Genomic DNA, 23,049 nt, shown 5'->3' with positions numbered 1-23,049 from the left:
GTTCACGCATGTGTCCTGTGTCACCCCTTTCTCCGAGTGGGAATTCGCCTGTTTCTCTTTCTCATTCGGCTTTCGGCGCGGATCTTGTGGGGGATTCCCATTCCACTTCTGGTTGTTCTCGCAGTACCGTGCGTTTCCAGGGCCGGCTGAGACGGACCTGGATCTCTCCCGGCCGGCCGATTCTCATTTGAAATCACTCGAAATTGACCGGGGAGCGCCTCGCGACCGCCGTTTCCGGACTAACGTCTCCCCACAGAACGGAAGTGGGTGCTCGGTGTCGCAATCGAACAGGGTCCTGGCGGTCCAGACGTCGCCGCTGGCCGGGCTCGATCGCGCCCAATTGTCCTTCGCGCAGGTTCTCGGCCAGTCGGTGGCGGCGGTGGCTCCCTCCGCCGTCATGGTGACGGTGCCGGCCCTGGTGATCGCCGACGTCGGGAATCTGGCCATCGCCATCTTCGGCGTGGCGACGCTGCTGATGACCGCCGTCGGCTACTGCGTCGGCCAGTTCAGCACCCGCATGGCCGCGGTCAGCGGGCTCTACAGTTACGTGGTCAAAGGCCTCGGTCCCGTCGGTGGCGTCATCGCCGGGTGGTCCGTCGTCATCGGCTATGCCGCTGCCGCAATGGCGAGTGTGCTCGGCGCCTCGAGTTACCTTGCCGCCCTCCTGTCGAGGATCGGCGTCCCCAACGGCACGGTCACCGTGTGTCTACTCGCGGTACTGGTCGGCGTACTCACGGTCGGCCTGATGGTGCGCGGCGTCCGCCTGTCCGCCCGGATCACGTTGGTGGTGGAGTTCTTCGCCATCACGATCGCCGCGGTCGTCCTCGTAGTGGCATTCGTACACGCCGGCGGCCGGGTCCGCGCACCGCCCGATCCGGAGATCAGCGGTTCCACATTGGCGTTCACCTTGCTGCTGTCGATTGTGGCCTTCGTGGGATTCGAAAGTGCCGGCACGCTGGCCCGCGAGGCGCGGAATCCGTTCGTCGCGGTGTCCCGCGCCGTTCGGTGGACGCCACTGGTGCTCGGTGCGCTCTACCTGTTCGCCTCGTCCATGCAGACGCCCGCACTGCTCGGTGACGGCAATGATCACCTGCCCTTCGTGCTAAACCTCCCGAACTCGTCAGGCGCGGCCTCGACCACCTTGTCGGTGTTGCTCGAAATCGGCATCACCGCATCCTGGTTGGCCTGCATCGTCGGTTCGACGACAGCCCTGTCCCGGACGCTGTTCGCCATGGGCCGCGAAGGTGTTGTGCCCAAGGTTCTCGGCCACACCCACCCCCGGTTCCGGACACCCCACGTCGCATTGCTCACCGCGATGCCGATAATGGTCGCCGTGACCATCACGTTCCTGGTGGCATCCTCACCGCGGTCTGCGCTGCTCGCGCTGCTGACCGCGTCCGCACACGGCTACGTCCTCGCGTACGTGCTGCTCTGCGTGGCGACCCCTGCGTTCCTGAACCGGATCGGGGAACTGACGCCGATCCCGGTCGTGATCGGAGGGCTCACCGCCGCGATCCTGGTTGCGCTGATCACGTGGGCGGCCTTTGCCCAGACCTTCGTGGCGGGCACGACGACAGCGGTGTTCGCCGCGCTTCTCATCCTCGGTCTTGTCGTCTACCTGTGGCGGGTGAAACGCGATCCCGGGGTGCGTACACGGGTCGGTCTCTACGACGAGCCCGTAGGCCGTGACATCGTCGACAACTACCGCCCGTGGGAGGTCAGGCGATGACACCTCCCGAGATGACGTTGTCCGGGCGACAGCCACGAGCCGTGCAGAGTGCGCTCCACGTCCTCGAAGAAGTCGCCCGCGCGGGTGCCGGCGTCACGGCCAAGGAGATCACGACCCGACTCGGCATGCCCACGGCCACCACGTACCGCCTACTGAACCTGCTTGTCGGCGAGGGCTATCTGGTTCGGCTACCCGACCTGTCCGGCTTTGCACTCGGCCGCAAGGTCGGCGTGCTGGTGGACGCCTCGGTGGCCCCGGTGGTGTGTGAGGCCGCGCGGGACATCTTGACGGAGCTACGGCTGACCGTTCGGTTCGGGGTGCATCTCTATCTCTTCACCAACACTGCGGTCCGGGCGGCCGATATCGACCACGAGTACGCCCCGCCCGCCGACGAGCAGACCATCAACCGCAATCTGCACGCCAGTGCCGTGGGCAAACTGCTGATCGCGGAAAAAGACGACCCGACAACTCTTCTGGGTCAGGAACGACTGCGCCGCCTGACACCCCGGACCATCACGGCGATCCCCGATCTGCAGGCCCATCTCGCGCTGACCGTCGGACGTGGATACGCGGTCGAGATCGGCGAACTGATCGAGGACGCCGCGTGCGTCGCAGTCCCGATCCGTTCGTCCCGCGACGCACTCGTCGGCGCCGTCGAGATCTCGGGTCGCGCCGAGCACGAGCAGATCATGCAGCGGCAGGTCGATGCGATTGCGCCCGTGGTCGTGCAGCTGTCCCGGCTCCTCGCCTGAGACCAGAAATGGGTGAGATGACCGATGGTCACCTCACCCGAGGGCGTCGTACGGTCGTGACAGTCCACGATCTGTGGCCCTCCCGACACCTGGAGTCACCATGACCGAATCCGTTTCCTGGCTCACTGCAACAGAACTCGCCGAGTCCGTCCGCGCTGGGAGCACCACCCCAGCCGATATCGCCGAGGAGATGATCGAGCGTGTCGACGCGGTCAACCCCGGCATCAACGCCATCGTCGACTTCGACCGCGCGCAGGTGCGCGCCGACGCGAAACAGCTGACCGAGAGTATTTCCGACGGCACACCACTGGGCCCGCTGCACGGGGTGCCCTTCACCATCAAGGATCTGACCGCGGTGGCCGGGCGACCGTTGACCTTCGGAATGGTCCCACTCAAAGACAACATCGCAGAACACGACGCGGTCATCGTGCAGCGTTTGAAGGCCGCCGGCGGGCTGTTCCTCGGGAAGACGAACACTCCGGAGAGTGGCTACTACGGCGGGACCGACAATCACCTGTTCGGTCCGACCCACAACCCGTGGAAGCCAGGGCACAGCGCCGGTGGTTCGAGCGGTGGAGCCGCGGCTGCCGTCGCAGCGGGGCTCGGTCCCCTCGCCGAGGGCAGCGACGGTGCAGGATCGGTCCGCATTCCGGCCTCACTCTGCGGAGTGGTCGGCTTGAAACCGTCGACCGGGCGTGTGCCACAGACAATTCTGGCCGGCCGCTACTACAGCTGGGCCTACCACGGACCGATCACCCGAACAGTCGAAGACAACGCGCTCATGCTCAGTGTCATCGCAGGCCCCGACTCCGCAGATCCGCTCAGCCTTCCCTCCTCGGACATCGATTGGGTGGCCGAGACGAAAAAGGGCATCACCGGATGGCGCATCGCGTGGTCACCCGACCTCGGGTTCGCACAGGTGGATCCGGAAGTCCGGGACATCTGCGCCTCGGCGGTCCAAACCTTCGAGGAACTCGGTGCTCACGTCGAGGAGGCCACCCCGGCATGGGGCGACCCGGAAGAAGCGATGTGGAACGGCATCTGGGTACCTGGTTTCGCCGCCGAACACGACATGGTCGAGTGGGATCAGCTCCACGGGCAGGTCGACGAGAACCTGATCGAGCTGATGCGTGAAGGGGAACGGCTCACCGGTGTCGACGTGGGCCGGGCAGATCTGTTCCGTGGTCAGATGTGGGACAGCTTCTCGACGTTCATGCGCGATTACGACCTCCTGGTCTCGCCCACACTGTGCGAGGCGACGTTCACCCTCGACCAGTTCGCGCCGACACGGCTCGACGGCGCATCGCTGCGTTCGCAGTTGCTCGGATGGTTGATGACCTATCCCTTCAACATGATGACAACCCCTGCGATCACGGTGCCGGCCGGATTCACCTCAGACGGTCGGCCGGTCGGTCTGCAGATCGCCGGCCGACTGCACGACGACGCCGCCGTCCTGCGCGCCGGCGCCGCGCTCGAGAGGGTGCGGCCCTGGGCCGACAAGATTCCATCCCTGTGATCCGGAAGCGTGCACAGTCGTTCCGAAATTTCCATCCCCGTAACAGAATTCGGCCATCTCGAGCACCGGTGGAGACTATCGTCGACCTATGTCTCCGCTGGTGTTCGAGGGCCTACTCGGGGTGATGACCCGTGGCACCCCCGAGGAACGGATGAGCGGCCTGACGCGGTTTGTGACCGGTCACCTCGCCGATTCCGCCGCGGCGGTCACCTGTGTCGACCATGGCAGGCATCGGCTCGTCGCCAGCTCCGGGTACAGGCCGCCGGTCATCGACTACCTGCTCACCGAGTTCGTCGAGTCCGACCCCGGCATGAAGGTGGTTCAGCGCGAGCCCACCGGGATCCTGACGTGGCGGGACATTCCCGACTACCGCACCGGGCACACGGTGCAGGACATTCTGCAACCCGCCGGATTCGACGAGGGCACCTCGATCGCGCTCACCGGCGAACAGGGCGAGATGATCGGTGCCGTCCATGTGAGTGTCGCTCAGCATTCGGTGCCGCACTGGGTCAAAGCGCTACTGGCCGAGGTCCGTCCCGTGGCCGCCGACACCGTGACCATGGTGCGCGGGCAACGAGAAGTGGCCCTGAGCACCCGTGAGGGCGAAGTGCTGCCGCTGATGGCACGAGGCATGTCCAATGCAGAAATCGCGGCGGCCCTGTTCATTTCCCGGAGCACTGTGAACTCGCACGTCGAACACATCCTGGCCAAACTCGGGGCCGCCAACCGGGTCTGCGCTGTCGTGCGGGCGATCGAACTCGGTTTGCTCTGAGGGTCAGCCGTGCATCTGAGGTCAGCCGACCACAAGCGTCACGGGGCCTGCTTCCACCAGGCGACCACGTACAGTGCCAGCGACGCTACGAGCCCGCCGAGAACCCAGAGCACCACCGAATAGTCGACCCATGATCCGAACGGGGGTGCACCCGGGAAGATGTTGCGCAGGGGGAGCACGGCGAACAGCATCACCGCGAACCAGGTGACCATCGGGGGTTGAAATGCCTTGCGCCGACGCACGGTCTGGATCGAAACGAACAGGGTGCAGATGGGCAGGATGATGAGCATCACGCACAGGGCGAGGTCGAATGTCAGGGATCCGGCCGTCCTGGACGAGGTGATCGAGAACACCTGGCCCTCGGTGGGGTCGGTGTCCCCGGCTTCGACGTCCCAGCCGATGAGGGAATCGGTGATCGCGACTTCGGTGGGCAACTCCGCGTCGTTCGGACCATATGCCTGCACCGCCACCGATTCCGACGTGTAGGTGTCGAAAGGCCAGTGCCGTATGTCGCCGTCGCTGTACAACGTCACCGGCACTGTGCCCGGGCGCGACCCGCTCGAGAACTCGAGGGCGGACGTGGAGACCATCGGGGACACGTCGATGATCAGATCTTCTTTCAGATCCCCTCTCGCGTCGAGGAGATCCGGGCCCGGGTAAACCGATACGTGGCCGCCCACCGAGAAGTCGGCTCCATTGACGGCATCGACGTCCAGGTAGATCAGCACCCCATTCGCTGACGGCTCCCGCGAGTCCGCATCGTCGTCCGTGTTTCCTGCGGCGTAGGCCACCAGCACAGCGATGTAGACGATCAACAGCCCGACGACAATCGCCAAACCCCTCAGCCATGTTGGTCGTTTACCGGTCTGCGCCACTTCGCCGCCCCTCTGCGATCTTTCACCATTCGGCGGCCGTGAACAGGCGCCGGTCCTGGCGGTGAGTGTATCGGCTAGAGCTCGAAATAGAGGACGTTGTCGGACCAGTTCGCATCGCCGTTCGAGGTGGTGACGACGTGCAGGAGCCTGCGGGAGAAACCGCAGTCGAAGGTGCTGGCAACGGACGACTCGCCGGGATCAAGGGTGCCGAAGGCGTAGGGCCCCCACCCTGGCAAGACCTGTACCGTCACATCTGTCGCTGGTCGATCGCCACGGTTGGTCACCCGGACGGTGCAGGCGTTGAGTCCCTCCCCCTGGGCGCGCTCGATGCCGACGTCGGGCACCCCTGTACTCCCCCACGGTGCCGCGCCGGCGGTGCCCGCACCGGCCGCCGCGATGGCCAGGCCCGCAATGATCCCCAGCCCGGCCCCGAGCCGTCGTCGTACTGTCATCGGATTCCTCCCCACAGTGACCTTTTGCCTGGGTAGGTTACTCGGCAGGTAGTACACACGAGGGGAAGTTCGGGCATGGGAACAGTTCGGCACAGCTCGCAGGTCAGCGCGCCGCGGGAACGCGCGTTCGCCTACGTCAACGACCACGAGCACGTTCCGGAATGGATGTTCGGGGTGAAGAAGTTCGAGCCGGTCTCCGAGGTCACCTACGGGCTCGGTTCCTCATTCGACGTCGTGATGAATGTGGGTCCGAAGGCGTTGTCCGCGACGGTCGAGGTCACCGAGTTCGTCGAGAACGAGTTGATTCGTCTCGAGTCGATCAAAGGCTTCACAGCGGCGACCGTCTGGCGTTTCGACGACGCCGAGAGCGGCACGAACGTGTCCGTGGAGTTCTCCTACGAGCTGCCCGGGGGCATCGCCGGACGCGCGTTGGGTGCGATGATCGAACCCTTTGCAGGACAGGTCATCCGGCACACCGACTCGACGCTCAAAGCGAAACTGGACGCGTCCGCCTGAGCCCCGCCTTTCGGGGGTCAGGGGACGATGTTGACCATCCGGCCGAGGACGACGATGACCTTACGGGGCTCTCCGTCGAGGAGCTCGACGATCTTCGGGTCGGCGAGCGCCGCGGCGCTCACCGTCGCCTCATCGGCATCAGCGGCCACCGTGATCCGGCTCTTGACCTTGCCCTTCACCTGAATCGCGTACTCGATGGTGTCGTCGATGAGCCAAGCCGGATCTGGAGTCGGGAACGGGCCGTGCGCCAGTGACTCGGTACCACCGAGCCGCTCCCACAGCTCTTCCGCAGCATGGGGAGCGACCGGTGCAAGCATCAACACCAACGGCTGCACCGCATCCCGAGGAGCGCCTCCCGGATACTGCTTGGTGAGGTGATTGGTCAGCTCGATCAACTTGGCGACCGCGGTGTTGTCGCGGAGATTGCTGTAGTCCTCGCGGACGCCGGCGATCGTCTTGTGCAGCAACCGGTTGGTGTCATCGGTCAGCGCATCCTCGGTGACCCGCGTCGCTCCGGTCTCCTCGTCCACCACGAGCCGCCAGGCGCGCTGCAGAAACCGCTGGGCTCCGACGACGTCCTTGGTGGCCCAGGCCCGCGACGTGTCCAAAGGGCCCATCGACATCTCGTACACCCGCAAGGTATCGGCGCCGTAGTCTCGGCAGATGTCATCGGGTGCAACGGAATTCTTGAGCGATTTGCCCATTTTCCCGTACTCCCGATTGACCTCATTGCCCTCGTAGAAGAACTTGCCGTCCTCTTCGACGACCTCTTCGGCCGGCACGTAGATCCCCCGCGAGTCGGTGAATGCGTACGCCTGGATCATGCCCTGGTTGTACAGCCGGCGGTATGGCTCGGCCGACGAGACATGACCCAGATCGAAGAGGACCTTGTGCCAGAAGCGTGAGTAGAGCAGGTGCAGCACCGCGTGCTCGACACCGCCGACATAGAGATCGAGGCCACCGGGATCGGTCGGGCCATGCAGGTCCGGCCGCGGACCCATCCAGTACGCCTCGTTCTCTTTGGCGCACAGTTCTTTCGAGTTCTCGGGGTCGATGTAACGCAGCTGGTACCAGGAACTGCCCGCCCATTGCGGCATCACATTGGTGTCGCGGGTGTAGTCCTTGAGCCCATCGCCCAGGTCCAACTCCACGTTGACCCAGTCGGTCGCCTTCGCCAGCGGCGGCGAGGGTTCACTGTCCGCGTCATCGGGGTCGAACGAGATCGGTGCGTAGTCGACGACGTCCGGCAGTTCGACAGGCAGCATCGAGTCAGGGATCGAATGTGGCGCGCCGGCAGCGTCATAGACGATGGGGAACGGCTCGCCCCAGTACCGCTGCCGGGCAAACAGCCAGTCCCGCAGCTTGTACTGGATGGTGCCGTGACCGGCGCCGTCCGATTCCAGCTTCTCGATGATCGCCACCTTGGCGTCGTCGACGGACATCCCCGTCAAGAACCCGGAGTTCACCAGGGGACCGTCGCCCGAATACGCCTGCTCTGCGACACCCTGCTGCGATCCGATCACCTCGATGATCGGCAGCCGGAAGGCGGTGGCGAACTCGTAGTCGCGGCCGTCATGGGCCGGAACGGCCATGATCGCCCCGGTGCCGTAGCCGATGAGTACGTAGTCGGCGATGAACACCGGAACCTGCTGGCCGTTCACCGGATTGGTGGCGTAGCTGCCGGTGAAGACGCCGGTCTTCTCCTTGTTCTCCTGGCGCTCGAGATCCGACTTGGCAGCGATCGTCTCGCGATACTTCGCCACGGCGGCAGCGGGTGTCGCGGCGCCGTACGTCCACAGCGAGTCGACGTCGTCGCCCCACGCCGCGGTCGTCAGCTGATCCACCAACTCGTGCTCGGGGGCCAGCACCATGTACGTCGCACCGAACAGCGTGTCCGGGCGGGTGGTGAAGACCTCGATGGGTCCGGCCGGCGAACCGAATGCCACCTGCGCGCCGCGGGATCGGCCGATCCAGTTGCGCTGCATGGTCTTGACCTTGTCCGGCCAATCGAGCAGATCGAGGTCGTCGAGGAGCCGATCGCTGTACGCGGTGATACGCATCATCCACTGCCGCAGATGCTTACGGAAGACCGGGAAGTTGCCGCGGTCACTACGGCCGTCGGCGGTGACCTCTTCGTTGGCCAGCACGGTGCCCAATCCTGGGCACCAGTTGACGAGCGAATCGCTCTGGTAGACGAGGCGGTACTCGTCGATGACGTCGTTCTTGGCCGCCTGGTCGAGATCGGCCCACACCCGCCCGCCGGTCAGAGTCCTCGTGCCGGCGTCGAGTTCGGTGATCAGCTCCGGAATGCGACGAGCCCTGCCCTGCTGGGCGTCGTACCAGGCGTCGTAGATCTGCAAGAAGATCCACTGAGTCCAGTGGTAGAACTCGACGTCGGTGGTGGCCACCCGGCGGCGCTCGTCGTGACCGAGACCGAGCCGACGGATCTGCTCCAGATACCGCTCGATGTTGGCCTCGGTGGTCGTGCGCGGATGGGTACCCGTCTGCACCGCGTACTGCTCGGCGGGGAGGCCGAAGGAGTCGAAGCCCATCGTGTGCAGGACGTTGTGCCCGTTCATCCGGTGAAAGCGCGCGTAGACGTCGGTGGCGATGAAGCCCAGCGGGTGGCCGACGTGCAGGCCGGAGCCCGAGGGGTACGGGAACATGTCCTGGACGAACAGCTTCGCGTCGGGTCCGTCGAATGCCGAGAGGTCACCGGCCAGCTCACCGACAGGATTGGGTGCCTCGAAGGTGCGCCGCTCGGTCCAGTTCCGCTGCCAGCGCTCCTCGATCTGCCCCGCGAGCTGCGCCGTATAACGGTGCTGCGGGGAATCGTCAGGGCCAGGAGTCGTCGAACCAGTCACTTGACCAGCGTAAAGCGTTGCTCGCGCGCAGCTCACCGCGGCCTGCGCAGTGCTGATTTGCACCGGGCTCGTATCCTGTTGTGGTGACCGTTGCTGCCCTGATCTTCGCTGCTCTCGCGCTGGTGCTGGCGCTGGTCTGTCTGACCGCAGGCGTCCTCGGAACCGTGTCCCGACTGCCGCGCAATCGCTGGCTAGGGGTTCGCTCGGCCGAAACACTGCAGAGTGATGAAGCGTTTGTCCTCGCCAACCGCGTCGCCGGACCCGGCGTGATCTGCGCCGGAGTGGTGCTGACCATGGGCGCGGCTCTGGCCGCAGCGCTCGGCGGTGGAGTCGGCCTGATCGTTGCCCTCGCGGCGATCACCGTCGGTATCGGCATCGCCGGTGTCGTCGGCTCTCTGGCCATCCGCGCCGCCGCCGCAGCAGCGCCCGACCCGGCATCCGACTGCGGCGTGTCCGGTGGATGCACCAGTTGCTCGCTGCAGAGCATGTGCGTGACCGAGGACAGCGCCGCGGGCCCGAAGGCCTGAGGCGCCGACCTCACCGCATCCTCACTCCCGGTCGGTGGCCTTGCGTAGTCGTTCGATGTGCTCGGACGCCTCGGCTTTGGTCAGGTCTGCCGTGATCGTCTCGCCCGCGTCGCGGGCCAACGTGTCCAGGTAACTGCGCTGAGCCCCGGTCATCGGCTCATCCCCGGTCACCCAATCGTCGGGATCCTTTTCCGTGGTGTTGCCCGCGCCCGCGCCCAGGACCTCGCCCGTATCAGCGTCCGAGGAGCTGGCGTTCTCCGAATCTTTGTTCGATGTCATAACCCCCGGCTACCCAGAAGTTCAGGGAACCAATCGTGACACCGGCACATTGACATAGCTCGGCGCGTTCGGGTCCAGCTGGATGTGTTCCGGCTTCAGTTCGGATTCGTTCAGGAGCGGCCGCAGCGGCAGTCCCTTCGGGAAGTTCATCGCGAACACATCGATGCGCAGCCGATGCCCGGGCTTGATCAGCGCGTCAGTGGCCAGCAGACCGACATCGAGTTGCACCGGCCGACCGGGGACCACGGGCTGACGGGTTTCCAGGGTCAGTGTGTTCACCGGGTCGATCACATCGCCGTTCGGCGCGTACCCGGTCTTCTCCTCATCGAGAGCGCGCAGGGACGCCATCACCTGACCGGAGGTCAGCACCGTCGAGGTGCCGTCCGGTGCGACATCGTTGAGTGTCGCCGTCCAATAGCCGTCCGTGGCGTCCATGATCGTGTTCAGGTGCAGATTCACCGGCCCGCTGAGCGTCGTCGCCGTCGTGACCGGCGCAGTGGTGAAGGTGAGAGCGTTGGTCTCCGCTATCCGGGCGTCGTCGGCGCAGAAGGAGAACACTCCGACGATCCCTGCGGTCTGCTGCGCGGCGTCCCTGGAACACAGGGTCGTCAGGCCCGGTGCGATCGTCAACCGGCCACGACCGGTCGGCGGCGCCGTGGACAGAGATCCATCGCGGACCGCGTGCGGCGCCGTGCCACTCGGCCGGTCGGACAGGTACAGCCGCTGGTTCTCCATCCCCGGCTGCGGGAAGTCAGGGGCGGTGGTCCACCCGTTGCCCTGCTGATAGAGCGTAGCCGGGCCGTAGTTCTCGATTCCGTTGTCGATTCCCTTGAGCCACTTGTCGAACCAGGCCTGCTGCAACACATCCAGACGAGGCGGGTAGCCCGGTTCACCGAATCTGGTACCCGGATTGATGTGGTAGGTCGGACCCATGATCAGCTGCTTCTTGCCGCCCGAGAGCGGGATGTTGTCGAACATCCGCCACTCACTGTTGGTGAACAGGTCGTGCCAGCCGCCGTAGATCATCGTCGGGACCTTGATGTTCTGGGCGTAGTCCTGCCACCCGGTACGTTCGGCCGAACTCTCGTCGAGCAGATTCATCGTGCGGGGCGGGAGTTCACCGATGCTGGGTGCGGTCAACGCGTCGAGCAGCTGGGGTGCGAACACCGCGGGGTCGGACAATCGCGACGACAGCCACTTCCAGTCGAAGGTGCCGTCGAGCATCGAACCCACGTCGGGCACGAACTTCAGACCGTTGACCAGCGTGAGCCACAGCGGCAGGAATCCGAAGCCGAGTGCGCCACCGGGAGCGACGATGTCGCGGATCAGGTCACCGCCTGGCTCCACCGGGAAGATCGCCTTCAGGGCCGCCGGGTTCTTGTTCGCGGCGTGGATCTGGTTGATCGCCGAGTACGAGATACCGCTCATCCCCAACTTGCCGTCGGACCACTTCTGGTTCGCGGCCCAGTCGATGACCTCGAGGGTGTCCTGCTGTTCTCGCGCGCGGAAGACATCCCAGACGCCTTGGGAGAAGCCGGTGCCGCGAACGTCCACGACGACCTGGGTGTAGCCGGAGCGGACGAGTTTCGAATCGACCGAGAAGGCCTGTACTCCGCCGCCTTTGAGCGCCTGGATGAGATCGGCGAGACCATCGATCGGGGTACCCGAGAAGTTCAGCAGGTCAGCGAGCTGCAGGGCCAGCGGTCCGAGCACCGGGTTGGACAGCGCGGCCTCGGCGACCGCGGAGACCAATTTGGTGTACGGCGTCATATTCAGGATCACCGGCGTCTTGGTGTCGACCGGACGACCGGCCGCATCAGCGGGCCGGTAGACGTTCGCCTTGAGCACGGTGCCGTCGCTCATCGTGATCGGGACATCCCACTGCACGTGAGTTCCCGGGTACTGCAAATTTGTGTCGTGCTCTGCAGTCCAGCGCTTGCCGTCCGCGCCTCCGCTCGGATGCGCCACTGCGGCAACAGGATTGACCAGTCCTGCTGTCAACGCCAGTGACATCGCCCCTGCGACAATCCCCACGAACCGTACCGAAAGCCTCATCGGCTCCCCCTCTGATGCACCCCGACCCCAAGCACCGCCGATGAGACGACGCTCACAACTGCTGAGGAAGAGTAACAGGCTCACAACAAGGTGTGAACGGGGCGTCAGTTTTTCTCGAGTTCGATCGGGTGGGTCGACAGCAGCGGCAGCGGCCAGGGTTGGCGGCGGAGCACCTGCGACCACAGGTCCGTCTCCGCCGGGGCGAGGACGTCGTCCGGCAGCGACGGCGCCACGATCCAGCTGCCGGTTCTCAGTTCGTCACCCAGTTGTCCAATTCCCCAGCCTGCGTAACCCGCAAAGATCCGCACGCCGGAGAGAGCGGCCGCTAACTCCTCGGCGTCGGCGTCGAGATCGACGAGCACCACGCGGCCTTCGACATGTCGCAGCGCCGGGAGATGATCGATGCTCACGCCGGGCCGGACCACTCCCAGACACAAGGCCGAATCCTGCTTCACCGGACCGCCCACGAAGATCGCCTTGGGCCGGGCAGCGGTGTCGGTCCATGCCGGCAACAGATTGTGGACGGCCGTCTGGCTCATGCGGTTGAGGACGACCCCGAGACTGCCCGCGTCGTTGTGCTCGATGATGTAGATCACCGTGCGCCGAAAGGTCGGCTCGGCCAGATCCGTCGAGGCCATGAGCAAGCTGCCTGCAGACACCTCGGTTGAACTGGGTGACATCGCTTCATCATGTCACGGCGAAGGTCGGTTTTCGCGGGCGCACTTCGGCTGCGGCAGCACACCGGGGCGCCAAGGTTTGTACGCTGGTGATGGTGAACGTCGAACCGACCGCGGCGGCCTGTGGGCCGCCCTCCTGCTCCGGTAGCCATCGCCTGCCGCTGCGGCAGTTCGTGCGGTCATTCCGCGATTCACCTGGACTTTTTCGCTTGCTCTCGGTGCGACTGGGCAGTCAGTTCACCGATGGCCTCTTCCAGGCCGCGCTCGGTGGAGCCATTCTGTTCAACCCCGAACGTCACGCCGATCCCATGGCCGTGGCCGGAGGTATGGCGGTACTGCTGTTGCCCTATTCGGTGATCGGTCCGTTCGCCGGTGCCCTGCTCGATCACTGGGATCGCCGCACGGTCCTCGTCTGGGCCAACGTGCTGCGTGCGGTGCTGGTGTCACTGGTCGCCCTGGTGATCGCAACCGGCGCCAACGACACCGGCGTCCTGATCGCGGCACTGGCCGTCACCGGCGCGAGCCGGTTCGTGGCATCAGGTCTGTCCGCAGGTCTGCCCCATGTCATCGAACGGGACCTGCTGGTCGGGATGAACTCTTTCTTCACCACCATCGGGGCAGGCGCGCTCGCTCTTGGTGCAGGTGGCGCCCTGGCATTGCGAGAGATCTTCGGATCCGACAACTCCGGTAGCGCGGCGACGGTCATGGGAGCCGTGGTCGTCGCGTTGGCCGCCGCGGCGATCGCGCACCGGTTCGAACCCCTGCAACTCGGTCCGGATCATCCCGACGTCGTCGGCAAGGTCACCCCGCAGCATCCGAGCGGATCCGCCTTTCGTGCGGTCACAGTAGGTCTCGGCCACGGTGCCCGCGCCGTGTGGCAGGCCCCACCCGTCGCTGCCGCGCTGGCCGGGGTCGGTGCGCACCGGCTGGTGTTCGGCTTCAACACCCTGATGTTGTTGGTCTTGACCAAGAACTCGACGCTCGGTGGAGGTCTGTCCGGATTCGGTCTTGTCGCGGCCATGACCGCCGTCGGAATGTTGTTCGCGGCGCTGCTCACCCCGTTCCTGGTCGCGCGGTTCGGACGCCGCCGAGCAGTGGTCTCCGCCTTGGCGGTCGGCGTCGTCGCCCAGCTCACCCTGTGGAGCTTCAACGGGATCGTGATCTGCGTCGCCGCCGCGGTACTCGGACTGATCGGACAGGTGTGCAAGCTGTGCGGTGATGCCGCGATGCAGATGGATGTGGCAGACGCCCGGCGCGGGCAGGCGTTCTCGTTCCAGGACGCCCTGTTCAACTTCGCATTCGTCGGCGCCATCACGGTCGGCGCCCTGACCATCGCCGAGGATGGCCGCTCGCCGAGCCTCGTCGTGGCCGGCGCCGCCATCTACGCGATCGCGATCGTTGTCGTAGGCCTGATCCACAATCGGGAGAACGCAACCATCCCCGGGGCCGAACATCCAGGAGACCGACATGCGATACGGAATCGTCTTTCCCAAAGGTGACGCCGCGGATTTTGCGGCGATGGCGGTTGCGGCCGAGGACGCAGGCTGGGATGCGGTGTTCGGCTGGGAGGCCCTCTGGGGCAACGACCCGTGGATCTCACTGACCGCTGCGGCGATGCGTACCGAACGCATCGGGCTCGGGACCATGCTGACTCCCCTCCCCCGACGCAAACCGTGGGACCTCGCGTCCACCACGGCGACTCTCGACCGACTCAGCGGCGGCCGGGTGATCCTCGGCGTCGGGATGGGAGCGCTGCACCCCGGGTGGCTGGCGTTCGAGCGAGATCAGGGTCGCAAGACCCGTGCCGAGTTGTTCGACGAAGGTCTGGACGTACTGTTCGGACTCTGGGGCGGACAGCCTTTCGAGTACTCGGGCAAGCACTACCAGGTACAACCGACCGATTTCGAACTCCCCGACCCCATCGTCTCCACGCCGCGGATCACCACGTGGTGTGTGGGGCTACAGGGTGCGCGCACGTCCATGGCGAGGGCGGCGCGATGCGATGGACTGCTGCCCAACTTCCGTAAGACGGACGGCTCGATGCCGGACGGCCCGGTTACGGTCGGGGTGGAGCAGTGGGCGGCCATCGCGACGGAGATCCGTCGACTGCGGGACGAGCTCGGTTTCACGGGAAACTACGACATCGTGTTCGAGGGCACCTCTGATCTCACCGATCGCGACTCAGAGCGTCGCAAGGCCGCGCAACTCGCCGATGCCGGCATCACCTGGTGGCTCGATTCCGACTGGGCGGCACAGCCGGCAGATCCGATCGCGTACCAACTCGAGCGCATCAAGGCCGGGCCTCCCACGTTCTGACCGCGGAAGTCAACGGACGAACGGGTCCCGATAGAGGTAGTGACTCGTCGGCACGGTGTCGATGTTCTGGTCCGCTCCGAAGGCGCCGGTGCTCGCAAGCATCCGGGTCATCCGGTCGGTCAGTTCTTCGTCGTCCGCGGCGCCGAAGAAGGCATGGACGTCGTGGACCGCCTCGATGGGAAAGAACTCCTCGACGATCGCGTCGACCGTCGGTGCGTCAGGAGTCAATGACCGGACGACGGTGTTCTGCACGTAGCCGAACGTCGCCTGGGTCTCGATCGCAACGGGAGTGTGGTCGAGATGCCAGCGCCGTCGCCATGTCGCCTCGTCGAGGTCGACAGGTCTACGGAGAAACGCGATGTTCGCGAGCCCCGGGGTCCGCTCACCGGGGTCGACGCGGGGCACTGGCAGCGGTACCGATTCCGTCACCAGATACGCCGAAATGAGACCAAATGAGCTGTCGAGAAGGTCGATGAGTTCTGCGACCGACTGCCCGTAGGACTGTTCCGTCCAGACACTCACCACCGCCACAATCGGTGGATCGAGCGTTGTCAGAGTCATTTTAGAACCCGATACCAGATTGTCTCGAACGTTGATCGCGACGCCACCGAAACCGATCTTCGCACCCTGTTCGCGCAGGTCAGAGCACCATTTCGCACTCGGCACCGGACCCCTCACGGCAAGCATGACCTTCTCCATCTGAGTGACCTTAGCCTCTGACATAGCGACAAAAGGGCTATTCACCTGGCACTATGGTGCGCATGCGCAATCGTGATGAGGTGTCTGAGTTCGCAATAGAGCTCAATAGGCTCTGTGCGTCCCGCTGGCCAGGTGGCTCTCGGACGGCAAACGCAGAGATCGCCGATTGGGTCACGGCCGAAACCGGCCGGACCATCGATCGGCAGTTCGTGTGGCGGATTCGCAAGGGCCGCGTGATGAAGGTCGACGGCGCCGTACGTGACGCCATCTGCTCGTTCTTCGGTGTCTCGAAGGACCACTTCTCCTCCAGTCCTCGGACCCTCGGTGAAGAGGTCCAGGCAGCGATCGAAGAAACCGGGTTGCAGGTTGCGGGTCTCCGCGCCGATCAACTGTCCTCGACCGGGCGGGCCGAACTGGTCACCTTGCTCCGCGAGGTGAGCCGGGTACTCGAGGCCGAAAAGAGCGTCGGGCAATGATGACCCGCCAGAAGATGTTTCGGCTCGCCGCCGCGATCTCACCCGAGGGTGACTGGTCGTGGGAGGCGTTCGAGAACCGGTTGGCCAAGGAACTCGGCTGCCCGGTCCGATGCATCACTTCTGACAGCCTCGTCTCAGGTGAGGTCACCGGCGCGGCGTTGCGCACCAGTCGCGGAACCGCCGTCATCGTCATCCCGGCAAACGTGTCCGAGGCGCATCGAATTCACATCGCGGCGCACGAGGCCTGGCACCTACTCGCCGGTCACGAGGGTTGCGATCAGAACTCCCGGCGGGAAGCGCAGTCGGAGGCGTTCGCGACCACGGTCGGCACCCTCGCCGAGGGCCGCGGCAACCAGCCCCGTAACAACCGCGCCTTGACTGCTGCGTTCGGAGCTGTTGGCATCGTGGCATGAGAGATGCGCTCGGCGCACTTGCCTGGATCGGCGTTGTCCTGGCGGTGCTGGTCGCGCTGCGTGGAGGGTGGTATCGCCACGCAACCACCATTTCCTTCGGCGTCTGCATGGCGTTTTACTCCCTCACCGGTGAGAACTACATCAGCCTGATCCCCGTCGACGGCGTCCGCGATCCCCTCAACACCTCGGAGCGCATCTGGGGCGCCACCTCGGCCGTCATTGCCGGGTGTGCCCTCATGGGCGCCTTGATGGCGATCCGCCGTAAGAGTCGCGATCCCGACGGCGACGAATGGACCGATCCCGACCTGCATCAGCGCCTGATGATGCTGGTGCTCGGGGCCGCCGGCTCGGTCGCGATCATCAACCTGACCCTGGTGCATTCGACTTTTGCTCCGAGCACCGATTTTCTCGCGGACTACGGGAACATCTTCAACGTCGTTCTCTACGAGGCCGTGTTCTCCATCTGGATCGGATTGCCTGCGGGTTTCCTCGCCTGGACCGTCGTACGGTCTGAGCTCGGAAAGCTGCGATTCATCGTCGGAATTGGTGGCATCTTTGCCGTCGCCTGGTCCGTGTGGAAGATCATCGGCACCGGTCTCGTCTGGGCGGCCGATGTTCACATCGCCGAGAACAGTCCGGTCAGTGTCGCCCTGGGATTGCTCGCGCTCAGCTTCTGCATGGTGGGAACACTGCTGCTCGGCCTGGAGGCCGCCTTCCGGGTATGGCGCGCCGGTCGCACCTATCGCACCGCACGGGCACTGGAGGATCGGCGCCTGCGACACCGCACCGGAGAAGAAGCGGCCTGACCGCCAAGTGTTGCGCTGACCAGGGCCTCATGGTTGACTGGGCCCTACTTCGCTTTGTGATCTTCACGGTCACGATGAAGGCGCGAGGGGTGGTTCTCAGGGTGGCTGCCGACAGGGGACGGCAACCGCCCTGAGAATCCTCGCCTACACCTTGAATCCTGGCTGTCCGACGGAGAACGCAGCGTCGGCGGTGCCGTCGCGATCGCTGTCGACGAGTACCTGGTCGAGTTGCGAGTCCGCGTCGGTGTCGAGGTACAGCCTCCCACCGGACCGCATCAGGACGATCTCGGCAAGTCCATCGGAATCCCGGTCGCACACCACGTCGTCGGTGCCGTTGTCTCCGACGACGTCCACCTCTGCGCAGGCGCCCTGTGGGTCCGTGATGGCAGGACTCGTGTGCCGCTCCCCCGTCGGATCGCTCCAGCGCACTTCCTCGTCCCCGCGAGGCACCGGGTCCGAGTGGTCGAGCCCCTGACCCCACACCCCGGAGCCGTCGTCGGTGAACCAGGCGTCCGGTCGGCCGTCGTCGTCGAGGTCCAGGACGCTGCAATCGGCGCGCCCGTCCCGGTCGCGGTCCCACATTGCATCGTCGAAGCGGCCGTCGCCGTCGAAGTCGATGCGGACCGCGTCGGGCCCGCCCGAACCCAGGGTCAGGGCGGCCGGAGACGCCCACGACTGTGTCGTGCCGTCACCCGGTCCGAAGACGTACTCGATTGTCGGCTCCATGCCGGATATGACGGCGCCACCGGGTGTCTCGGTTCCATCGGGTGCGTCGCGGTAGCGTGAGAGCCGACAACCACCCATCGCCGGTCCCCCAGCCCAGGAGGTTCTACGGATGTACGTGAGCGAGCTCGGTGAACTCTGGCATCGCGCCCGTACCGAGCCGGTGAGCATCCACCTGGATTCGGCGTCGGCGTCCCGATCGTCGAAGCGGGTCATCGAAACCATCACTTCGCATCTGTGGCGCGAGGCGGAGCGCGGTGCGTACGTCGCCGAGGAACAGATCGCCGAATCGCTCGACAGGTGCCGCAGCGACATCGCGGCGCTGGTCGGGCACCAGGCGAGTGAGCTCGCGTTCCGGGAGTCCGCCAAGGCCGCGCTGCGGGCTCTGCTGACCCACTGGAATCTGCCCATCTCCGCATCGGTGTGGGTGGCCAAGAACGAGTTCGGGCCCAACCTCGACGAGTTCGAGCGTCGCGGTTACGCCGTGCACACCATTCCGTCGGCGGACGTCTACGGCCACGTCGACACCGACGCGCTCGAGAACATGCTGCAGTTCGAGCAACCCGACTTCATCCACATCTGCCACATCGGATCGCACAGCGGTGTGGTGCAACCGGTCTCGAAGATCGTCGATCTCGCCCGCGCAGCGGGTGTCCCGGTTGTCGTCGACGCCGCGCAGGCTCTCGGTCAGCGCGACTGCGCGTCCGGGGCAGACGTGGTCTACGGGACAAGCCGCAAGTGGCTGGCCGGACCCCGCGGCGTCGGATTCCTCGCCGTACGCGCCGATTCAATCCGGCCCGTCGACGTCGAGAGCTCCGAGGCGTTCATCGCCGGGCGGCTCGGACTCGGTATCGCAATCCAGGAACTGCAGAGTTTCGGGCCGGCGCGGGTCAACCGAGAACTCGCCGCCATCGGGCAGTTCACCAGGGAGCGGCTGACCGGCATCGGCAGCTGGGAGGTCCTCGAGCCGATCGACGAACCGTCGGCGATCGTCACGCTCGCACCGCCCCCGGGCTGGGAGGCCGGTGACGTATTGGCCGCTCGCAACAAGCTGCGATCGATAGGCATCCTGGTCACCAGTGCCGATCCCTGGCGGGCGCCCCTGAGTTCGGAGCAGACGGTACTGAGGATCTCACCGCACCTCGACGTGCAGCGGTCGCACCTCGACCAGCTCGCGAACGAATTGCGCGGGATGGGTTACTGATTCCGCTTCTTCTCCGCGCGCACCAGTCCCCCGCCGATGATCAGTCGCTGGATCTCGCTGGTGCCCTCGTACAGTCGCAGTAACCGGGCGTCTCGGTAGATCCTCTCCACCACAACGCCGTTCATGTACCCCGCACCGCCGTGGATCTGTACGGCCAGGTCGGCGACGTTGCCGAGCATCTCGGTACAGAACACCTTCGCCACCGACGGCGCGATCCTCCGGTCTTCGTCGGCGACCCACTTCCGCGCGGCCTCGACCACGAGCGCCCGGCCCGCCATCACCCCGGTCTGCTGATCGGCGAGCATGGCCTGCACCAGTTGGAAGTCGCCGATCGCACTGCCACCCTGAGTGGTCAGCGCCGCATGGCGCACCGATTCATCCAGCGCGCGCTGTGCCTGACCGACCGCAACCGCAGCGATGTGGATCCGGCCCCGGGCCAGAATGGTCATCGCCGCCCGGTAACCCACATCGGCGTCGCCTCCGACCAGAGCCGACCCGGCTACCCGGACGTCATCGAAGTACACCTCCGCCGTCTGCGACCCGGACTGGCCCATCTTCTTGTCCGCGGGGCCGACCCTGACCCCCTCGGCGTCGGCAGGCACGAGGAAGACCGCGATGCCCGGGCCGTCCGCGTCGGCGTCGCGATAGCGGGCGAAAACGACGAACAAGTCGGCGGACGGGGCGTTGGTGATATAGCGCTTCGATCCGCTGATGACCCAGTCATCCTTGTCGGCAACAGCTTTCGTACGCAAACCCGCCGGGTTGGACCCCGCGCCGTCCTCGGTGAGCGCGAACGAGGCGACCACCTCCCCGGAGGCGATCCTTGCCAGCCACTGCTGCTTCTGCTCGTCGGTCCCGAACTGCACCAGCACCTGTCCCGCGATGCCGTTGTTGGTCCCGAACATCGATCTCACCGCGAGTGAGGTGTAGCCGAGCTCGAGGGCCAGTGCCACGTCCTGCTCGAGGTTCAACCCGAGACCACCCCACTGCTGCGGAATGGCGAACCCGAACAGGCCCATGTCCTTGATCGCCTCGCGCAGATCGTCGGGAATGGCATTCGCGTCGGCGATCTCCTGTTCACGCGGGATCACCTGCTCGCGGACAAAAGTGCGCGTGGCCGCCACGATGTCGGCGAGATCGTCAGCACTGACTTCGCTCATGAGAGCCCACACTAACCGCACTCACCGCGGTTCGGCTCGACGCTTGCTCAGGCGGATGTCTCGGCGGCACCCTCGAAGATCTCCGCGACGGCTCCCGTCGCCCGATCGGCGTCGCCTGACACCAAACCGATCCGGGTCCGTCGGGCCAAGATGTCGGAGATCGTGCACGCACCCTCGTGAGTGATCGCGAACTCGATCTCGGCGCGCGTGACGTCGATCCCGGGAGCGATGAGCGCGGTCGGACGATCCGTGGTGGCGACGGCCAGCACGTGCTCCGACTCCCCACCGAACCGCGCGACCAACGATGCGGGCAGAGCCGAATCGGTCGCGGCGCCGGTGGCACCTATCAGGGGCAGGGTTGCGGTGATACACGGTCCGGCGGGCACTCCGGACCGAGTGACCGCCGCGTCGACCGCCTGTTCGGCCATCTGCCGGTACGTCGTGAGCTTGCCCCCGACCACGGTGATCATGCCGCCGGTGAACGCGACCAGGTGCTTGCGGGACAGGTCTGATGTGCTCATCTCGACCCCGGCCCCCACCTGATCGACCAGCGGACGCAGGCCCGAGAACACTCCGACGATGTCGGACCGGTCCAGTGGCCGGGCCAGTGCCTTGTTGATCGTCTCGAGGAGCATGTCGATCTCGGCCTCGGTGGGTTGCGGTTCGTCCGGTATCGGTCCCGGCGCGTCCTCGTCGGTCAGCCCGATGAACACACGCCCGAGTTGTTGTGGCAGAGCGAAGACGAAACGGCTGATGCTGTCTCCCACCGGCACTGTCAACGCGCCGGCCGGGTTGCCCAGCGATTCGGCAGGAACCACGAGATGTGTTCCGCGACTGGGTCGCAACCTGATCGAATGGTCGACCTCACCCGCCCACACACCCGCGGCGTTGATCACCGACCGCGCCGCGACGGCGAAGCGGCGGCCGGTCCTGACGTCGGTCAGGGTGGCGCCGTCACCGGTCACCTCGGTGGCGCGGGTGTACGTGAGGATGACCGCGCCGTGTGCGGCTGCGGTACGGGCCACCGCCACCACCAACCGGGCATCGTCGACGAGCTGGCCGTCGGCTGCCAGGACCGCCGAGCGCAGACCGTCCCTGCGCAGACCCGGGACCAGTTCCGCCGCTTGCTCCCCCGAAACCTTCCGGGAGCGAGGAAGCAGCTGGGCCGAAGTTTTTGCGTTGTGGCGCAATATGTCTCCGGCAAACATGCCGGCGCGGGTGGCAAGCCTGCCCAACACCGGACTGTCGTCGAAGACCGGCAACACCTGCGTCATCGAGCGCACCAGGTGAGGTGCGATGTCGGTCATGATCCGGTGGCGCTCGACCGCCGATTCGTGGGCAATCCCCACATTGCCGCTGGCGAGGTAGCGCAGGCCGCCATGCACCAGTTTGCTGCTCCACCGGCTCGTGCCGAACGCCAGGTCCTGGGCCTCGACAAGCGCCACCGACAGTCCCCGCGACGCGGCATCGAGTGCGACGCCGACACCGGTGATCCCACCGCCGACGACGAGGAGATCCAAAGGTTCTGTCCGAGTAGCCAATTCCGCCAGTTCGCGGCTGCGCCTGGACGCGTTGAGTGCGCCTGCCGGAATGTTGTCGTCGGGGTGGCCGTTCACCGCTCGATCCTCAGGTAGGACATGAGGGCGTGACGAAGCTCGACGGACCACTGCTCACCCAGGATCGGTTCGACGATCGCATGTGACTGGATCGCCGACTGGCAGATCAGCAGCACCATCGCCGCGAGCTGATCGGGTTTGCCGGTACGGACATCGCCGCGGCGCTGGCCGTCGACGATCGCGCGTTGCAGCAACGCGAGTACCGCCTTCTGACTTTTACCGAGCCGCACGAAGACGTACGGGGCCAGCGCGGTCGACGGCTCCCGCCACAGCACTGAGAACAGCTCGTTCTCGCGGATCGCGTCGGCCACCGCGACGAGCCGGTCGACCTGCTCGTCCAACGTCGGACCTGTGGCCGGAATGCCCGCGACCAGGCCTGCCATCTCGCGGGTCACGAGTTCACCGGTCACCGAACCCACATCAGGCCAGCGCCGGTACACCGTCGGCCTGCTGACACCCGCGGTCCGAGCGACCTCGGCCAGGGTGATCTTGCCGCCCCCGGCCCGGACGAGAGCGCTCCGCGCCGCGTCGAGCACGCGGTCGGTGACGTCTCTGGTCTCGGGGTCACGAGAACGCAGGGCAGCGGGACTATCGTTACGGATTGACATCTTATGTAAAACTG

General features: G+C 65.6%; 23 protein-coding genes. 12 read left to right on the top strand and 11 right to left on the bottom strand.

The genetic code is table 11. The features are described from left to right. Positions 1 to 274: 274 nt before the first annotated feature. The 4 genes from DFR67_RS08915 (at position 275) to DFR67_RS08900 (ending at position 4,769) form a co-directional block, all read left to right on the top strand. Complete coding sequence (locus DFR67_RS08915) at positions 275 to 1,729, top strand: APC family permease (protein WP_110469157.1); 1,455 nt, start codon at positions 275 to 277, stop codon at positions 1,727 to 1,729. Next, positions 1,726 to 2,481 (top strand): IclR family transcriptional regulator, encoded by a 756-nt coding sequence (locus DFR67_RS08910; RefSeq protein ID WP_110469259.1) that lies wholly within the window; start codon positions 1,726 to 1,728, stop codon positions 2,479 to 2,481. The genes DFR67_RS08915 and DFR67_RS08910 overlap by 4 nt, the downstream gene beginning before the upstream one ends. A gap of 100 nt (positions 2,482 to 2,581) precedes the next feature. Next, entirely contained in the window at positions 2,582 to 3,997 is a 1,416-nt protein-coding gene (locus DFR67_RS08905; RefSeq protein ID WP_110469156.1) for an amidase, read from the top strand. Between the two features lie 88 nt (positions 3,998 to 4,085). Beyond that, entirely contained in the window at positions 4,086 to 4,769 is a 684-nt protein-coding gene (locus DFR67_RS08900; RefSeq protein WP_110469155.1) for a helix-turn-helix domain-containing protein, read from the top strand. Positions 4,770 to 4,807: 38 nt separating this feature from the next. On the opposite strand, the gene DFR67_RS08895 is transcribed toward DFR67_RS08900, so the two are convergent. Both DFR67_RS08895 and DFR67_RS08890 read right to left on the bottom strand, forming a co-directional pair. Then, entirely contained in the window at positions 4,808 to 5,605 is a 798-nt protein-coding gene (locus DFR67_RS08895; protein WP_245937827.1) for a DUF4436 family protein, read from the bottom strand. A gap of 113 nt (positions 5,606 to 5,718) precedes the next feature. Then, positions 5,719 to 6,096 (bottom strand): hypothetical protein, encoded by a 378-nt coding sequence (locus DFR67_RS08890; RefSeq protein ID WP_170135203.1) that lies wholly within the window; start codon positions 6,094 to 6,096, stop codon positions 5,719 to 5,721. Between the two features lie 75 nt (positions 6,097 to 6,171). Here DFR67_RS08890 and DFR67_RS08885 point away from each other — a divergent pair, with 75 nt between their 5' ends. Continuing rightward, positions 6,172 to 6,612, top strand: coding sequence for an SRPBCC family protein (locus DFR67_RS08885; protein ID WP_110469153.1), 441 nt, complete (start codon positions 6,172 to 6,174; stop codon positions 6,610 to 6,612). Positions 6,613 to 6,629: 17 nt separating this feature from the next. Here DFR67_RS08885 and leuS read toward each other — a convergent pair whose 3' ends face one another. After that, the gene (leuS, locus tag DFR67_RS08880) at positions 6,630 to 9,476 is read right to left on the bottom strand and encodes a leucine--tRNA ligase (protein WP_110469152.1); all 2,847 of its coding nucleotides are present in this window, start codon (positions 9,474 to 9,476) and stop codon (positions 6,630 to 6,632) included. Positions 9,477 to 9,559: 83 nt separating this feature from the next. On the opposite strand from leuS, the gene DFR67_RS08875 reads away from it, so the two are divergent. Continuing rightward, positions 9,560 to 10,003: an SdpI family protein gene (locus tag DFR67_RS08875; protein WP_110469257.1), complete on the top strand. Its 444-nt coding sequence runs from the start codon at positions 9,560 to 9,562 to the stop codon at positions 10,001 to 10,003. A 21-nt stretch (positions 10,004 to 10,024) separates the two neighbouring features. On the opposite strand, the gene DFR67_RS08870 is transcribed toward DFR67_RS08875, so the two are convergent. From DFR67_RS08870 to DFR67_RS08860, 3 genes are all read right to left on the bottom strand, one after another. Further along, positions 10,025 to 10,282, bottom strand: a complete 258-nt coding sequence (locus DFR67_RS08870) for a DUF3072 domain-containing protein (protein WP_110469151.1) — start codon at positions 10,280 to 10,282, stop codon at positions 10,025 to 10,027. 21 nt (positions 10,283 to 10,303) lie between these two features. Next, on the bottom strand, positions 10,304 to 12,337 hold the full coding sequence (locus DFR67_RS08865; protein WP_110469150.1) for a CocE/NonD family hydrolase: 2,034 nt from the start codon (positions 12,335 to 12,337) through the stop codon (positions 10,304 to 10,306). A gap of 104 nt (positions 12,338 to 12,441) precedes the next feature. After that, positions 12,442 to 13,017 carry a YqgE/AlgH family protein gene (locus tag DFR67_RS08860; protein WP_110469149.1) on the bottom strand — a complete coding sequence of 192 codons (576 nt, stop codon included), beginning with the start codon at positions 13,015 to 13,017 and terminating at the stop codon, positions 12,442 to 12,444. Positions 13,018 to 13,106: 89 nt separating this feature from the next. Here DFR67_RS08860 and DFR67_RS08855 point away from each other — a divergent pair, with 89 nt between their 5' ends. Together DFR67_RS08855 and DFR67_RS08850 are read left to right on the top strand one after the other, a co-directional pair. Beyond that, positions 13,107 to 14,513 carry an MFS transporter gene (locus DFR67_RS08855; protein WP_425451261.1) on the top strand — a complete coding sequence of 469 codons (1,407 nt, stop codon included), beginning with the start codon at positions 13,107 to 13,109 and terminating at the stop codon, positions 14,511 to 14,513. Beyond that, positions 14,482 to 15,330: an LLM class flavin-dependent oxidoreductase gene (locus DFR67_RS08850; protein ID WP_110469148.1), complete on the top strand. Its 849-nt coding sequence runs from the start codon at positions 14,482 to 14,484 to the stop codon at positions 15,328 to 15,330. Before DFR67_RS08855 ends, DFR67_RS08850 begins: the two co-directional genes overlap by 32 nt. 9 nt (positions 15,331 to 15,339) lie before the next feature. Here DFR67_RS08850 and DFR67_RS08845 read toward each other — a convergent pair whose 3' ends face one another. After that, entirely contained in the window at positions 15,340 to 16,029 is a 690-nt protein-coding gene (locus DFR67_RS08845; protein ID WP_110469147.1) for an EthD domain-containing protein, read from the bottom strand. Positions 16,030 to 16,091: 62 nt separating this feature from the next. On the opposite strand from DFR67_RS08845, the gene DFR67_RS08840 reads away from it, so the two are divergent. Genes DFR67_RS08840 through DFR67_RS08830 form a run of 3 tightly spaced genes read left to right on the top strand, consistent with a single transcriptional unit; the run spans position 16,092 to position 17,724 of the window. Beyond that, entirely contained in the window at positions 16,092 to 16,505 is a 414-nt protein-coding gene (locus tag DFR67_RS08840) for a hypothetical protein (protein ID WP_143695264.1), read from the top strand. Beyond that, a complete protein-coding gene (locus DFR67_RS08835; RefSeq protein WP_211324976.1) occupies positions 16,502 to 16,918 on the top strand; it encodes an ImmA/IrrE family metallo-endopeptidase in 417 nt (138 codons plus the stop codon). The genes DFR67_RS08840 and DFR67_RS08835 overlap by 4 nt, the downstream gene beginning before the upstream one ends. Further along, a complete protein-coding gene (locus DFR67_RS08830; protein ID WP_110469145.1) occupies positions 16,915 to 17,724 on the top strand; it encodes a hypothetical protein in 810 nt (269 codons plus the stop codon). The genes DFR67_RS08835 and DFR67_RS08830 overlap by 4 nt, the downstream gene beginning before the upstream one ends. A 144-nt stretch (positions 17,725 to 17,868) precedes the next feature. Here the strand turns inward: DFR67_RS08830 and DFR67_RS08825 are convergent, their stop codons facing one another. Then, positions 17,869 to 18,450, bottom strand: a complete 582-nt coding sequence (locus DFR67_RS08825; RefSeq protein WP_110469255.1) for a hypothetical protein — start codon at positions 18,448 to 18,450, stop codon at positions 17,869 to 17,871. A gap of 109 nt (positions 18,451 to 18,559) precedes the next feature. Between DFR67_RS08825 and DFR67_RS08820 the strand changes: the two genes are divergently transcribed. After that, the gene (locus tag DFR67_RS08820; protein ID WP_110469144.1) at positions 18,560 to 19,651 is read left to right on the top strand and encodes an aminotransferase class V-fold PLP-dependent enzyme; all 1,092 of its coding nucleotides are present in this window, start codon (positions 18,560 to 18,562) and stop codon (positions 19,649 to 19,651) included. On the opposite strand, the gene DFR67_RS08815 is transcribed toward DFR67_RS08820, so the two are convergent. Genes DFR67_RS08815 through DFR67_RS08805 form a run of 3 tightly spaced genes read right to left on the bottom strand, consistent with a single transcriptional unit; the run spans position 19,645 to position 23,035 of the window. After that, on the bottom strand, positions 19,645 to 20,811 hold the full coding sequence (locus DFR67_RS08815) for an acyl-CoA dehydrogenase family protein (protein WP_110469143.1): 1,167 nt from the start codon (positions 20,809 to 20,811) through the stop codon (positions 19,645 to 19,647). The two genes, DFR67_RS08820 and DFR67_RS08815, sit on opposite strands and share 7 nt — an antisense overlap. A gap of 47 nt (positions 20,812 to 20,858) precedes the next feature. Next, positions 20,859 to 22,427 (bottom strand): glycerol-3-phosphate dehydrogenase/oxidase, encoded by a 1,569-nt coding sequence (locus DFR67_RS08810; RefSeq protein WP_245937826.1) that lies wholly within the window; start codon positions 22,425 to 22,427, stop codon positions 20,859 to 20,861. Continuing rightward, positions 22,424 to 23,035, bottom strand: coding sequence for a TetR/AcrR family transcriptional regulator (locus DFR67_RS08805; RefSeq protein WP_110469142.1), 612 nt, complete (start codon positions 23,033 to 23,035; stop codon positions 22,424 to 22,426). The genes DFR67_RS08810 and DFR67_RS08805 overlap by 4 nt, the downstream gene beginning before the upstream one ends. Between the last annotated feature and the right edge of the window lie 14 nt (positions 23,036 to 23,049).

Source organism: Williamsia limnetica (assembly GCF_003217475.1).
GTDB classification, from domain to species: domain Bacteria; phylum Actinomycetota; class Actinomycetes; order Mycobacteriales; family Mycobacteriaceae; genus Williamsia; species Williamsia limnetica.
This window is presented reverse-complemented; position numbering and strand designations above follow the sequence as displayed.